The organism is Polaromonas sp. P1_F4 (assembly GCF_056405675.1).
The window spans coordinates 232,757-246,409 of record NZ_JBFUBP010000007.1 but is presented as its reverse complement, the minus strand read 5'-3'; the positions used below and the strand labels follow the sequence as shown (position 1 = coordinate 246,409).

At 63.0% G+C, this 13,653-nt stretch carries 12 protein-coding genes; 2 read left to right on the top strand and 10 right to left on the bottom strand.

The window, feature by feature from the left end; translation table 11 throughout:
- Positions 1–55 precede the first annotated feature (55 nt).
- From AC1DYQ_RS15950 to AC1DYQ_RS15940, 3 genes are read right to left on the bottom strand one after another with little or no spacing between them, the layout of a single operon-like run.
- Positions 56–715, bottom strand: coding sequence for an SPOR domain-containing protein (locus AC1DYQ_RS15950; RefSeq protein WP_477687573.1), 660 nt, complete (start codon positions 713–715; stop codon positions 56–58).
- Positions 709–1,626, bottom strand: a complete 918-nt coding sequence (locus tag AC1DYQ_RS15945; RefSeq protein WP_477687572.1) for a biotin--[acetyl-CoA-carboxylase] ligase — start codon at positions 1,624–1,626, stop codon at positions 709–711. Before AC1DYQ_RS15945 ends, AC1DYQ_RS15950 begins: the two co-directional genes overlap by 7 nt.
- A 59-nt stretch (positions 1,627–1,685) precedes the next feature.
- Positions 1,686–2,360 carry an SET domain-containing protein gene (locus AC1DYQ_RS15940; protein ID WP_477687571.1) on the bottom strand — a complete coding sequence of 225 codons (675 nt, stop codon included), beginning with the start codon at positions 2,358–2,360 and terminating at the stop codon, positions 1,686–1,688.
- A gap of 84 nt (positions 2,361–2,444) precedes the next feature.
- Between AC1DYQ_RS15940 and AC1DYQ_RS15935 the strand changes: the two genes are divergently transcribed.
- Positions 2,445–2,978, top strand: coding sequence for a TlpA family protein disulfide reductase (locus AC1DYQ_RS15935; RefSeq protein WP_477687570.1), 534 nt, complete (start codon positions 2,445–2,447; stop codon positions 2,976–2,978).
- Positions 2,975–5,929 carry a DNA topoisomerase III gene (locus AC1DYQ_RS15930; protein ID WP_477687569.1) on the top strand — a complete coding sequence of 985 codons (2,955 nt, stop codon included), beginning with the start codon at positions 2,975–2,977 and terminating at the stop codon, positions 5,927–5,929. Before AC1DYQ_RS15935 ends, AC1DYQ_RS15930 begins: the two co-directional genes overlap by 4 nt.
- Positions 5,930–6,068: 139 nt before the next feature.
- On the opposite strand, the gene AC1DYQ_RS15925 is transcribed toward AC1DYQ_RS15930, so the two are convergent.
- The 7 genes from AC1DYQ_RS15925 to AC1DYQ_RS15895 all read right to left on the bottom strand — a co-directional run bounded on the left by AC1DYQ_RS15925 (position 6,069) and on the right by AC1DYQ_RS15895 (position 13,583).
- On the bottom strand, positions 6,069–6,728 hold the full coding sequence (locus AC1DYQ_RS15925) for an HAD family hydrolase (protein ID WP_477687568.1): 660 nt from the start codon (positions 6,726–6,728) through the stop codon (positions 6,069–6,071).
- A 2-nt stretch (positions 6,729–6,730) separates the two neighbouring features.
- Positions 6,731–8,104 (bottom strand): aldehyde dehydrogenase family protein, encoded by a 1,374-nt coding sequence (locus tag AC1DYQ_RS15920; RefSeq protein WP_477687567.1) that lies wholly within the window; start codon positions 8,102–8,104, stop codon positions 6,731–6,733.
- Positions 8,082–8,900, bottom strand: a complete 819-nt coding sequence (locus tag AC1DYQ_RS15915) for a gamma-glutamyl-gamma-aminobutyrate hydrolase family protein (RefSeq protein ID WP_477648783.1) — start codon at positions 8,898–8,900, stop codon at positions 8,082–8,084. Before AC1DYQ_RS15915 ends, AC1DYQ_RS15920 begins: the two co-directional genes overlap by 23 nt.
- A 148-nt stretch (positions 8,901–9,048) precedes the next feature.
- A complete protein-coding gene (locus tag AC1DYQ_RS15910) occupies positions 9,049–10,182 on the bottom strand; it encodes an iron-containing alcohol dehydrogenase (protein ID WP_477687566.1) in 1,134 nt (377 codons plus the stop codon).
- On the bottom strand, positions 10,179–10,700 hold the full coding sequence (locus AC1DYQ_RS15905; protein WP_477687565.1) for an N-acetyltransferase family protein: 522 nt from the start codon (positions 10,698–10,700) through the stop codon (positions 10,179–10,181). The genes AC1DYQ_RS15910 and AC1DYQ_RS15905 overlap by 4 nt, the downstream gene beginning before the upstream one ends.
- Complete coding sequence (locus AC1DYQ_RS15900; RefSeq protein ID WP_477670574.1) at positions 10,687–12,072, bottom strand: glutamine synthetase family protein; 1,386 nt, start codon at positions 12,070–12,072, stop codon at positions 10,687–10,689. The genes AC1DYQ_RS15905 and AC1DYQ_RS15900 overlap by 14 nt, the downstream gene beginning before the upstream one ends.
- 20 nt (positions 12,073–12,092) lie before the next feature.
- A complete protein-coding gene (locus AC1DYQ_RS15895) occupies positions 12,093–13,583 on the bottom strand; it encodes an amino acid permease (protein WP_477687564.1) in 1,491 nt (496 codons plus the stop codon).
- Between the last annotated feature and the right edge of the window lie 70 nt (positions 13,584–13,653).

The window sequence follows — 13,653 nt, the reverse complement described above, 5'->3', positions numbered from 1 at the left end:
CGGCCCCCTCGGGGGGCAGGGAGCTACACGAAGTGAGCGACCGTGGGGGTCTTATCTAGCAAGCCCGTAAGGGCTTGCCCGCCAACTGCGGCTTGAGCAACTCCAGTTTGGCCATGAGCGGCGCATCAACGGCCGGGAGTCTGAGCAGCTGGCCGCGTATTTCAGGCTGTTCCTCCACTACCTTGGCAGTGCGCACACCGCGTGTGGCGACCTTGGCCAGTTCACGCTCGGCGTCGGCCTGGGAACTGAAATGGCCCAGCGAAAGGCCTGGTCCCAGCGAGGAGTTGACGAGGGGCTCAAACGATACCCCCATGCCGCGCAGCTCGCTGCGTTTTTTGGCCAACGCGTCCTCGTTGGTGTATTTGCCCATGTAGACGATCCAGCGGCCCGGCTCCGAGCTGTTCTCGAGTGACCAGCTGCCGATAGGCAGGCCGGCCTCCAGTCCGAAGCGCAGGGCGATGGTCTGCTCGGGGGTGAAAAGGCCGGCCTGCAGGCATTCAGGGGCGGGCGGCGGCGCTGCAGTGGTGGTGCTTTCCAGCTGGCCGGCATCGGTGGCGCTCAGAAGGCGCATCGCCTTGGGCCGGATCTGCTGCGCCAGGCGCTGGGGTTCGGCCTGGGCGATGGGTGCAAAACCGTAGTCGGCCAGCAGGCCTTGCGTCCAGGCGAAGTAGCCTGCGTTGGCCAGGACCAGCGCCAGCACCAGCAGCCTCAGCATGGGCGCGCATCCTTGGGAGGTTGCGCCGCCACGGGCCGTACGCTGACTTCGGAGCTGGTGATTTGTTTCATGCCAGCCGCAGTATGCACCAGCAGCGCGCCGTTTTCGCCCACGCCGTGGGCTGTGCCTTCCATGCCGTTCTGGCCGTCGGACAGCTGCACGGCCCGGCCTGCCAGAACGTCGCGTGCCGCAAAACGCGCCTGGAAAGGCGCAAAGCCAAAGCGTTCAAACGCCTGCATCGCCTGTACCAGCGGCGGCACGATGCGCAGCAAGGTGGCGGGTGCGTCCAGCGCCGGCAGCAGCGTTTGCAAGCCGCCCGGCGGAATGCCGGGCATGGCGGGTGCGGCAGCCGCAACGGGGATGTCCACCGCGCGGATGTTGATGCCGATGCCGACCACCACGTAACGGATGCCTTCCCAGCTGGCGGTTTCCACCAGGATGCCGGCCAGCTTGCGGTCGCCTTCGGGGGTGGACAGCCAGAGGTCGTTGGGCCATTTCAGGCCGATACGGGGTTTGGCGGCCTGGCCGGAGGCGCTGCCGGCGAGCGGCTCGAGGCTTTCGGCCACGCTGATGCCGGCCACCAGGGAGAGGCCGGACCAGTCGGCGGGCGCAAGCGGCAGGCCCAGCGAAAACGTGAGGCTGTCGCCGCGGCGGCTTTGCCACTGGCGGCCCAGCCGGCCGCGCCCGGCGGTTTGCTGTTCGGCCACCAGCAGCAGGGGCTCGGGCCGGGGGGCGATGCCGGGGCTGCCGCCGCTACCGGAGGGGCTTCCGCGAAAACGCCGCATCAGCTCGGTGTTGCTCGAATCAATCTCGGGCAGGACTTCCACCGTGAACCCCGGCAAGGACGGCGCCAGGGCCTCCCAGAGAGCTTCGGCGGGCCAGCGGATGGGGGATGTAAGGGGAGTGCTCATGAGAAGGTTGCTGCCGGTTGCACCGGCGGCATGGCCTGTGAAGCGGGTTGAGCGCCTGCTCAGTCCTTCTTTTTCTTTTTGGGTTTCTTGCCGGCCTTTTTATCGGCAGCCTTCTTGTCAGCCTTGGCTTCAGCCTTTTTGTCGGCTTTTTTGTCGGACTTCTTTTTGTCCTTGTTCTTTTTCTTGCCTTCGTCGTCTTTGGGCGCCAGCAGTGTGCCGCGGCAGTTTTTGGCGCCGCACCAGCAGGGGTATTCGGCCAGCAGCTTCTTGGTGTAAGGCGCGTCGATGATCAGGCCGTAGTCGTAGAACAGTTCTTCGCCGGCCTTGATGTTGCGCAGCGCCTTGATGAAAACGCGGCCGCCTTCTTCGTCGGCTTCGCAGTTGGGCTTGCAGCTGTGGTTGATCCAGCGCGAGGAATTGCCGCCGTGCTTGGCGTCGATCACATGCTCTTCGTCGATGTGGAAGTAGAACGTGTGGTTGGGGTCCTTCGGGTCGTGCGGGTGACGGCGCAGCGCCTCTTTCCAGTTGATGATTTCGCCGACGTATTCGATCAGCGTTTCACCTTCGGCCAGGTCCTGCACGGCGAACACACCCTTGCCGTGTACGCCGGAACGCCGCGTCTGGATACGGCGCCCGTCGGCAGCCGGAGCCGCGGGTTTGGAAGGAGATGCGGGGACTGCGGAAGCCTGGGTTTTTGACACGACGTATTTTTTTGGTATGGTTAATTCATGCATGTGCGCGTGCGTGCGCATGCGTGCGCACCCGCGCGCGTACATGCGCGAGAGCCGCTATTGTAGTGATGCGCCCAAGGAGCCCCCGTGTTCAACCGCAGAAACCTGATGCAGACCGCTGCTGCCCTTGCCTTGCCGACCGCGGTGGGGCTGGGCCTGCCGGCGTGGGCCAAAGGCGGGGAAAGCCCCTTGCCGAAGGTCGGCAGCACCCTGCCTTTGCCGGCCGTCACGCTGCTGGACGGCAGCGCCTGGAAGCCTGCCGAGGTGGGTGGAAAGACGCTTGTGGTGTACTGGTGGGCCAGCTGGTGCCCTTTTTGTGCGGTGCAGTCGCCCCATATAGAAGCTTTGTGGCGGGCCCAGAAGGCCAACGGGCTGGAGGTGCTGGCCCTGTCGATTGACAAGCAGCCGGCAGCCGCCGCTGCCTATATGAAGACCAAGGGCTACAGCTTTCCCGCCGGGATGCTGACCCCCGAGGTTGCCAAATCCCTGCCCAAGCCGGTGGGCCTGCCCGTGGTGGTGGTGCTCAAGGTGGCGGCGAACGGACGTGAAGGCAAAGTCGTATTTGCCGAAAGCGGGGAAATGTTCCCCGAAGATGTAGAAGGTTTGAAGAAGTACTTATGAAAACTCTGGTGATTGCAGAAAAACCCTCGGTCGCACAAGACATTGTGCGGGCGATCACGCCTACGGCCGGCAAGTTTGAAAAGCACGACGAGTACTTTGAAAGCGACGAGTGGCTGGTGACGTCGGCCGTGGGCCACCTGGTCGAGATCCAGGCGCCGGAAGAGTTTGACGTCAAGCGCGGCAAGTGGAGCTTTGCCAACCTGCCTGTCATTCCGCCCTACTTCGACCTCAAACCCATGGATAAGACGAAGACGCGTCTCAACGCGATCGTCAAGCTGACCAAACGCAAGGACGTGGGCGCCCTCGTCAATGCCTGCGACGCGGGCCGCGAAGGCGAGCTGATCTTCCGGCTGATCCAGCAATACGCCAACAGCAAGCACCCGGTGAAACGGCTGTGGCTGCAGTCCATGACGCCGGCGGCCATCCGCGACGGCTTTGAGAGCCTGCGCACCGAAAAGCAGATGCAGGGCCTGGCCGATGCGGCGCGCTCACGCTCGGAAGCCGATTGGATGGTCGGCATCAACGGCACGCGCGCCATGACGGCCTTCAATTCGCGCGACGGCGGTTTCTTTTTGACCACCGTGGGCCGTGTGCAGACGCCGACGCTGTCGGTGGTGGTGGAGCGCGAGGAAAAAATCCGCAAATTTGTCAGCCGCGATTATTGGGAAATCCACGCGACCTTCCTGGCCGAGGCCGGTGAATACCCCGCCAAGTGGTTCGACCCGAAGTGGAAAAAAGCCGCCGCCAATGCCGACAACACCGAGCCCGACGCCGAACTGAAGGCCGACCGGGTCTGGTCCGAGCGCGAAGCCATGGCGATTGCCGAAGCCGTGCGCGGCAAGTCCGCCACGGTGACGGAAGAAAGCAAGCCCACCACGCAGGCCGCAGGCCTGCTGTTTGATTTGACCTCCTTGCAGCGCGAGGCCAACGGCAAGTTCGGTTTTTCGGCCAAGACGACGCTGTCGATTGCGCAAAGCCTGTATGAACGCCACAAGGCCCTGACCTATCCGCGTACCGACTCGCGTGCGCTGCCGGAAGACTATTTGCCGGTGGTCAAAAAGACCTTTGAAATGCTGGAAAGCAGCGGCATGAAGCATCTGGCGCCGCATGCGGCCACGGCCATCAAGGGCAATTACATCAAGCCCAGCAAGCGCATTTTCGACAATGCCAAGGTGAGCGACCACTTCGCCATCATCCCAACGCTGCAGGCGCCTAGCGGCCTGAGCGAAGCCGAGCAAAAGCTGTACGACCTGGTGGTGCGCCGTTTCATGGCGGTGTTTTTCCCGAGCGCCGAATACCTGGTCACCACGCGTATTTCGCAGTCGGTCGGCCACAGCTTCAAGACTGAAGGCAAGGTGCTGGTCAAGCCGGGCTGGCTGGCGATTTACGGCAAGGAAGCCGCCGACGAAGTGGCCGACGCCAAGGATGGCGACAAGGGCCAGAGCCTGGTGCCGGTCAAGCCGGGCGAAATGGTGCGCGCCGAAGTGGTCGAGGCCAAGGGCCTCAAGACCCGGCCGCCCGCCCGCTATTCTGAAGCCACGCTTCTGGGCGCAATGGAAGGCGCCGGCAAGACGATTGACGACGACGAGTTGCGCGAAGCCATGCAGGAAAAAGGCCTCGGTACGCCGGCGACCCGCGCCGCTACGATTGAAGGGCTGATTGCCGAAAAATACATGCTGCGCGAAGGCCGCGAGCTGATCCCGACGGCCAAGGCCTTCCAGCTCATGACGCTGCTGCGCGGACTGGACGTGCAGGAGCTTTCAAAAGCCGAGCTGACCGGCGAGTGGGAATTCAAGCTGGCGCAGATGGAGCACGGCAAGCTGAGCCGCGAAACCTTCATGGCAGAAATTGCGACCATGACCGAGCGCATGGTGGCCAAGGCCAAGGGCTACGACAAGGACACGATTCCCGGCGACTACGCTACGCTCTCGGCGCCCTGCCCCAACTGCGGCGGCGTCATGAAGGAAAACTACCGGCGCTACACCTGCACCGGCAAGAACGGCGACGACGGCTGTGGTTTCAGCTTCGGCAAAACGCCGGCGGGCCGCACCTTTGAAGTGGCTGAGGTTGAGCAGTTCCTGCGCGACAAGAAGATCGGTCCGCTGGACGGCTTCCGTTCCAAGGCCGGATGGCCTTTCACCGCGGAGATGGTGATCAAGTTCGACGAAGAGACCAAGAACTACAAGCTCGAATTCGACTTCGGCGACGACAAGAATGCCGAGACCGGCGAGATCGTCGACTTTGGCGACCAGCAGTCGCTGGGCCCCTGCCCGCGCTGCGCCGCACGGGTGTTCGAGCTTGGCAAAAACTACGTCTGCGAAAAGTCGGTGCCCACGCTGGCGCAACCGACGCCCAGCTGCACCTTCAAGACCGGCCAGGTGATCCTGCAGCAGCCGATTGAGCGTGAGCAAATGCACAAGCTGCTGGAAACCGGCAAGACCGATCTGCTCGACAAGTTTGTCTCCATGCGCACGCGCCGCCCTTTCAAGGCCATGCTGGCCTGGGACAAGGAGGCCGACAAGGTGAACTTCGAGTTTGCGCCGTCCAAGTTCCCGCCGCGCAAGCCGGCGGCCGCCAAGACCGGCACGGTGAAGACGCCTTTCGGCAAAACCGTCGCCGCGAAAACTGCAAAAGCACCGGCAGCCAAAAAAGTCGCCGCCAAGAAAACGCCCGCCGCCAAAACCGCCAAGCCCAAGACGCCCCGCGTCGCCAAGCCGGGGGCTGGCCTCAAGCCCAGCGACGCACTGGCCGCGGTGATCGGCGCCGAGCCGGTGGCACGCACCCAGGTCATCAAAAAGCTCTGGGACTACATCAAGGCCGAAGGCCTGCAGGATGCGGCCAACAAGCGCGCCATCAACGCCGACGCCAAGCTGCTGCCGGTGTTTGGCAAGCCGCAGGTCACGATGTTCGAGCTGGCCGGGATTGTGGGCAAGCATCTGAGCGCGGAGTAAGCGTCAGATATGGGAAGAAGTTGCTATTGTTTTAATAGCTGCTGGCGCCCGCCCTGATGGTCTTGCAGGCCATTTTTATACTCAAATGAGGCGGATGCAGCCCTCTCCGGGGCTGTTTCAGCTGCGCAGGTCGGGCTGCTCAGTGCAACTGCAGCGCGGGCCAGCCGCGCTCAGTCCCAATCGCTGCCAGCGTCGCATCGGCATTCACAGTCACCGGGTGTTTCACGGCTTCCAGCAGCGGCAGGTCGTTGATGGAATCGCTGTAGGCGGTTGTTTTGCAATCCTTGAAGCGCAGGCCGCGTGCGGTGAGCCAGGCATGCAGGCGCTCGACCTTGCCTTCGCGCATGTTCAGCACGCCGGTGGTGCTGCCGGTGAAACGGCTGCCTTGCATCTCGGGCTCGGTGGCAATCAGGTGCTCGATGTCGAAGTAGATGGCCGTGAGCTCGGTGATGAAGCGGTTGGTGGCTGTCGTCATGACCACCAGGTCACCGGCTTCCAGGTGCTTGTCGACCAGTGCGATCGCAGCCGGCGTGATGCGCGGCACGACCCATTTGGCCAAAAACTCCTGCCGCATCGGCTCCCACTCCTGGGCTGTGCGCCCAGCCAGGGTGCCCACATAAAAATCGGCAAACTCCTTCAGGCCCACGGTGCCCGCCTTGTAGCGCGCTGCCATGTCGGCGTTGCGCGCGGTGAATTCGGTCTTGCCCAGGTAACCCTTCTCGATCAGGAAATCGCACCACAGCACATCGCTGTCACCGTTGAGCACGGTGTGGTCCAGGTCGAAGAGGGTGAGCTTCATGCTCAGGATTGACGGAGATGCCAAGCCTTCGGCCGGGTGAAGGTCTGGATGCCGTAGGTGGACAGTGTCAGGCCCACACCCGAATCACCGTAGCCGCTCCAGGGCAGGCGCGGGCTGACACGGTCGCAGCAGTTCCAGTAAACGCTGCCGGCGTTGACCTGTGACAGCAGTGCCCGGGCGCGCTTTTCATCGGGTGTGAAGACGCCGGCGGTCAGGCCGTAGCGTGTGTCGTTCATGAGTTTGACGGCCTCTGCGTCGCCCGATACCTTCTGGATGCCGATGACCGGCCCAAAGCTTTCCTCGCGCATCAGCTCCATGCTGTGGTTGACGTTGCTGAACACCGTGGGTTCATACCAGGTGCCAGGTCCAGCGCCGCGCTTGCCACCTGCCAGCAGGGTCGCCCCTTTGGCTTTGGCATCGGCGACCTGGGCATCCAGAACCTCCAGCTGCGGCGCGCGGGTGATGGCGCCGATGTAGGTGTCTTCGCTCATCGGGTCGCCGGTCTTGAAAGTCTTCACGGTGTCCACAAAGGCGGTAACGAACGCGTCGTAAATTTTTTCATGCACGTAGATGCGCTCAACCGAGCAGCAGCTCTGGCCGGTGTTGTACATCGCGCCATCGGCCAGTGATTCGGCGGCGTTCTTCACGTTGGCGTCTTCGGTCACGTAAGTCGGATCCTTGCCGCCCAGCTCAAGCTGGAGCTTGACCATGCGCGGGCCGATGGCTTTTGCGATCTTTGCACCGGTGGCGTAGGAGCCGGTGAAAAAGAGGCCGTCCACCGGCTGCTCCATCAGCGCCGCACCGACTGCGCCGCCGCCGATCAGCAGCACAAACACGTCTTGAGGAACACCGGCCGCATGCAGCAGGCGCGCGATGGCCTGGCCCGTCATGGCCGCATATTCGGAAGGCTTGTAAAGCACGGCATTGCCTGTCAGGAGCGCGGGAATGAACACATTGCCGCCGACAAACCAGGGGTAGTTCCAGGCCGAAATATTGGCGACCACGCCCAGCGGCGTGTGCTCGATCTGCTCGGTCATGCCGCCATCGGCAAACACGGTCTGCGTGGCCGTGGAGGCATCAAGCTCTGCCAGGAAAAAATCAATGCGGCCCAGCAGGCCGTTGAGTTCATTGCGTGACATCTTGATCGGCTTGCCGGTTTCACGCGTCATGACGGCCGCCAGGGTGTCGAGCTCTGCAACGATGCCGGCACGAAAGCGCGTGATGCAGGCCTTGCGCTCGGCCACCGGCACGGCGGCCCACGCAGCCTGCGCGGTGCGCGCCTGCTTTGCCTTGGCAGCAACGGAAGCCGCGTCGTCCGCAGGCAGTTCGGTGATCATCTCACCTGTGGCTGGGTTATGAATGGCGAGTTTGGTCATGTTTATTGGCTTTGCTTTTGGCCGCCGCTACGGCGGTGAGGAAATCATCGAGTACGGCGGCGTCGTCAATCGTGTCGGAGCCGGGTTTATGGAATTCGGGATGCCACTGGGTGGCGGCGATATAGCTCTTGGTTTTGTCCTTGCGGCGTATCGCTTCCACGATGCCGTCGTCCACGCTGAAAGCCTCGGCTTCAAACTCGGGCGACAAGTCCTTGATGCCCTGGTGGTGGATGCTGTTGACGCGCACGCGCTCCACGCCGGGGTACATGGCGGAAAGCCTGGAGCCCTGCACGATGTTCACGCTGTGAAAGTTCTGGTCGTAAGTGACGGCGTCGCGGTGAACGAAGGAGTCAGGCACCTGCGTATTGATGTCCTGGTAGAGCGTGCCGCCGAATGCAACATTGAGCAATTGCAGGCCGCGGCAAACGCCAAACACCGGTTTGCCGGCTCTTTCAAACGCGGCTACCAGTGCCTTGTCGTATTCGTCACGCACACGGTCGCCCGACCATTTTTCTTCCAGCGGCTCCTCGCCGTAACTGCCGGGCCAGACGTCGGCGCCGCCGTGCAGCACCAGGCCGTCCAGCCACTGGGCATAGTGCTCATAGGTCACGTCGCCGCGCTGTGTGCTGCCCGTCGGGCAAGGCACCATGACGACCATGGCGCCGGAAGACATCACCCAGTGGGCAATCGACTGTTCGACATACTGCAGCGTCTTGCCGGTGAAGAAAGAGCGGGTTGGGTCGGCATGCGAGAAACACGCGGACAACCCAATCTTGAGACGACTAGCGGCGATCATGCGAGTACCCTTCTCAAAAGTGATCGTTCTGTTCTGCCCAAGCCGGGGCCGCGGAACCGGCTTTGCCGGGCCGCAGGCGCAGCGGCCCCCTCGGGGGGCAGCGCATTACACGAAGTCGAAGACGCAGTGAAAAGCGTGGGGGCCACATTCATAAGGCGGCCTCGAACAATCGCTGGAAGTCCTCAGCCTTGCAGGGCCGTGGATTCGTCTGGTGGCAGATGTCGGCGGTGGCGATCTCGACCAGGCGCGGCAGGTGTTCACGCTTGACACCGTGGGCCGACAGCGGGCCGGTGATGCCAACGCTCTCCTTGAGCTGCTTGAGCCAGGCTACAAAAGCTTTGCCACCGCCGGCCACGCCACATACGTGGGCCAGCTCGTCAAATTTGGCGGGCGCCGATTCGTAGTTCCATGCCAGCACCGTGTCGATCATCAGCGCATTGGCCAGGCCGTGGTGCAAGTCGCAGACAGCGCCCAGCGCGTGGGCACATGAATGCACGGCGCCCAGGTCTTTCTGGAAGGCGATGGCGCCCATCATGGAGGCCATCATCATGTCGCTGCGAGCCTGCAGGTTGGAAGGTTCCTTCACGGCCTTGAGCAGCGCATGCGCCGCGATGCGCGTGCCTTCGAGTGCAATGCCGTCGCACAGCGGGTGATAGGCCGGCGAGAGGTAGCTTTCGATGTTATGGGTGAGGGCGTCCATGCCGGTGGCGGCCGTGACGGCGGGCGGCAGGCCCAACGTGAGTTCGGGATCGGCAAACACCACTTTCGCCAGAATTTTTGGGCTGAACACCACCCGCTTGAGGTGCGTGTCATTTTCGCTGACCACACTGGAACGGCCGACTTCGGAGCCGGTGCCCGAGGTGGTGGGCAGGGCCACGAAGTAAGGCAACTCATTGACGATGGGCCGTACCTGCGGATGGTCCCAGACATATTCCAGGATGTCGCCTTCATGGGTGGCGACAATACCGACCACCTTGGCGACGTCAAGTGCTGCGCCGCCGCCAAATCCAATCACGCAGTCGGCCTTGTGCGCCTTGTAGGCTGCGGCACCGTCCATGACCTGGCTGCAGGTCGGGTTGCCGAAGACGCCCGAGAACACCGCCACGTCCAGGCCGGCCAGGTGGGTCCTGAATTCGGCCAGAACGGGCAAGGCGCCCAGCGCTTTGTCGGTCACGATGAGCGGGCGTTTGCAGCCCGCTTCTTTCAGGGTGTCGGCGACGAGCTTGCGCGCGCCTGCGCCGAACTTGATGGTGGTGGGGAAGGAAAAACCGGTGATGCTCATAGTGGTGCGACCTGGAAGTACATGTGTTGTTTGCCGTAAGAGACATTGTTGACCCGAATCGCGTCGGGCTCTATGCCGAAGGATTTAAACCCGCATTTCTCGTAGAGTGCCGTCGCCTCGCGGTTGCCGGCGGTGACCGTCAGCACCACGAGCTCCACGCCGCCGGCGCGTGCCTCCTCCAGCACCTTGCCGACCAGCGCCCGGCCTATGCCATGCCCCTGGTATTCGGGCGCGACGTACATCGCAACCAGCGTGGCCTTGTGACGGTTCTTCAGCCGCGTCTCCCGGTTCAGCCCCGCCACGCCGGCCATCGCGCCGTCCAAAAAGGCGGCCCACATGACGGTGTCGCCGGCGGGTGAAAGGCGCTTTTCGGTGTCGGCCAGCACGCGCAGGTTTTCTTCCTCAAAGCTGGAGGTGAAGGCGTCCGCGTGCTCGCGCAGGCCGCGCAGGCGGAATTCGCGGTAAACGGCGGCGTCGGGCACGGTCAGCCTGCGGATCAGGAGGTCAGATGATTTCAAAATAGCGTTTCATTTCCCAGTCGGTGACGGCGTCCAGCCATTGGCGCCATTCCCACTCGCGCGTTGCCGCGAAGTGATCCACGAAAGTATCGCCCAGCCAGTCGCGCGCGATGTCCGATTTCTGGAAAATACGTGTGGTTTCGATCAGGGTGCGCGGTGCGCGGGCAATGTGTTCGGCTCCCTGGTTGGTGCCGGTGATCGGCGCGCCCAGCTTGAGGCCTTTTTCGACGCCGTCCAGTCCCGCAGCGATGACGGCCGCCATCGCCAGGTACGGGTTCACGTCGGCGCCAGGGCAACGGGTTTCCAGCCGGGTGGCTTTGGCGCTGCCCGCGATCACGCGGAAACTTGCAGTGCGGTTGTCCATGCCCCAGGTCGGCTTCACAGGCGCCCAGAAGCCGTCGACCAGGCGCTTGTAGCTGTTGATGGTGGGCCAGATCATGGGGCCAAATTCCATCATGCAGGCGACCTGGCCGGCGACGTAGCTCTCGAACAGCTTGCTCATCTTGCGCGGGTGCTTTGCGTCGAAGAACAGATTGGTCTTGCCGTCCGACAAACTCTGGTGGATGTGGCCGCTGCAGCCCGGCAGCTGCTGGTGGGGCTTGGCCATGAAGCTGGGCATGATGCCAAAACGCGAGCCGATCTCTTTGGCGCCGGTCTTGAACAGGATGGCGCGGTCGGCCTGCTCCAGTGCCTCGCTGAAGCCAATAGCTACTTCATACACGCCCGGCCCGGTTTCGGTGTGCAGGCCTTCGATCGGGATGCCGAAGGCCAGCATCTCGTCCATGATGGCGTTGAAGAAATCCTGGTTCTCGTTCATGCGCAGCAGCGAATAGCCGAACATGCCAGGCGTGAGTTTTTCGGCCCCTACGCCGTTTTTCGCGGCCCAGCTGTGCGGCGTTTCCAGGAAGTTGAACCATTCGAACTCCATGCCCGTCATGGGCATGAAGCCCATTTTCTCGGCACGCTTGAGCACGCGCTTGAGCGTCTGGCGTGGGCACACGGCGTGCGGCGTACCGTCGGCGTTCACGAATTCACCCAGCACAAAGGGCACGTTGTTGTCCCAAGGCACGTGGCGTGTGGTGGCCAGGTCCAGCCGTGCCAGCGCATCCGGAAAGCCGTGCTGCCAGCCTGTGACGGACGTGTTGTCGTAGCAGTTGTCCATCATGTCCCAGCCCAGCACCACGTCGCAAAATCCAAAACCGCCCGCCGGGTAGGGCTCGGCCGCGCCGAAGAACTTGTCCTTGTGCAGGTACTTGCCGCGCAGCACGCCGTCGATGTCGCTGACGGCAACCTTCATCTTGTTGGCGCCCGACTTGCGCAGCATCTCCAGGGCTGGATGGGGTGCGGAGGATTTGGTGGCTTTTTTGGGCATGGTCGTGGGCACCTTGTGGTTTAGGGGTGGGCGCTTGCCCGGCCTTTTTCGGCCAGGCCAATCGCAAATTCTTCTTCCGGCGAGAGGATCAGCCGGTGCCGGCCCATTACTGCGAAGTAGCTGATACCGATGGCAAACCACAGGGCAACCCAGAGCACGCCGACGCGGTAGATGGGATCGCTGAGTTGGAAGTAGATGGTGACCAGCGCGATGAGCAGGGTCAGCACCGCGCCTGCCACACCCAGCGGGCTGCGGTAGGGGCGCTCCATGTTCGGCAGCTTGCTGCGCAGGCGGATGAACGACAGCGCCTGCATGACGTAGGAAAACATGGCGCCGAACACCGCCATGTTGAGCAAGGTGCCGCCGATGACGGCCGAGCCTTTGTCAACGCCCAGCGAAAACCACAGCACAAACATGACCACCAGCGCCACCACCGAGCCGACGATCATGGCGATGTGCGGAGTCTTGCGGCTGCCGTGCGTGACGGACAGTGCCGAAGGAAAGTACCCGGCGCGGCTTAGCGAATAGATCTGCCGGCCCTTGGCAAAGATGATGGTGTGAAAACTCGCCACCAGGCCCAGCACGGCCACCAGCGCCAGTATCTTGGCGATGCCGTTGCCGTAAATTGCCTTGAAGCCGTCGAGCAGCGGCTCACCCGAGGTGCTCAGCGCATGCGAGCCTATGCCCGCGACCGAGGGGTTGAGCCAGAGGATCATGAAGGCCGAGAGGATGAGCGTGAAGATGCCGGCAATGATGCCGCGCGGCATGTCACGGCGCGGGTCCACCGACTCTTCAGCCGCCAGCGGTAGCTGCTCGATTGCCAGGAACAGCCACACCGCAAATGGCAGCGACGCCAGCACGCCGGCGAAGCCCAGCGGCAGGAAGGGGCCGCGGCCCTCGGGCAGCACGGCGCCGCCGGCGCCGACATTCATGGCCCAGCGTGCGAAGTCGATCTTGGGAAAGGCGCTGATCCAGAACGCCACCAGGCAGGCCAGCGCCAGCAGCGTGACGGCCAGTGTGATCTTGAACGACAGCTCGACGCCGATGATGTTCAGCCCGATGAAGACGATGTAAAAACCTATCCACCACAAAGGCTGCCAGGCCGGTGGTGTGCCGAAAATGCTGCCCATGTAACTGCCGATGAAGAACACGATGACAGCCGGTGTCAGCACGTATTCCACGTTTTCGGCCAGCCCCGTCAGGAAGCCGCCCCAGGGCCCCATGGCGGTGCGTGCGAAAGAGTACGCGCCACCAGTGTGGGGCAATGCGGGTGACATCTCGGCCAGCGAAAAGGTCAGGCCAAGATACATCACGGAGATGATGATGGTGGCCAGCAACATGCTGCCCCAGCCGTTGGCCAGACCCAGGTTCCAGCCGGCGAAGTGGCCGGAGATCACGGCGCCAACGCCGAGTGCCCAGAGCGACCAGACGCCGGCATAGCGGCGCAGCCCCCTCTTTTCAAAATAGCTGCCGTCGACTTTCGCGTATTGCACGCTGGAACGTTCTGACATGGTGGCTCCCTATAGGTTGCAAGGTTGAGGGCCCGGTGGGGCTGTCTTGCATCGTAGGGCGAGCGTAGGT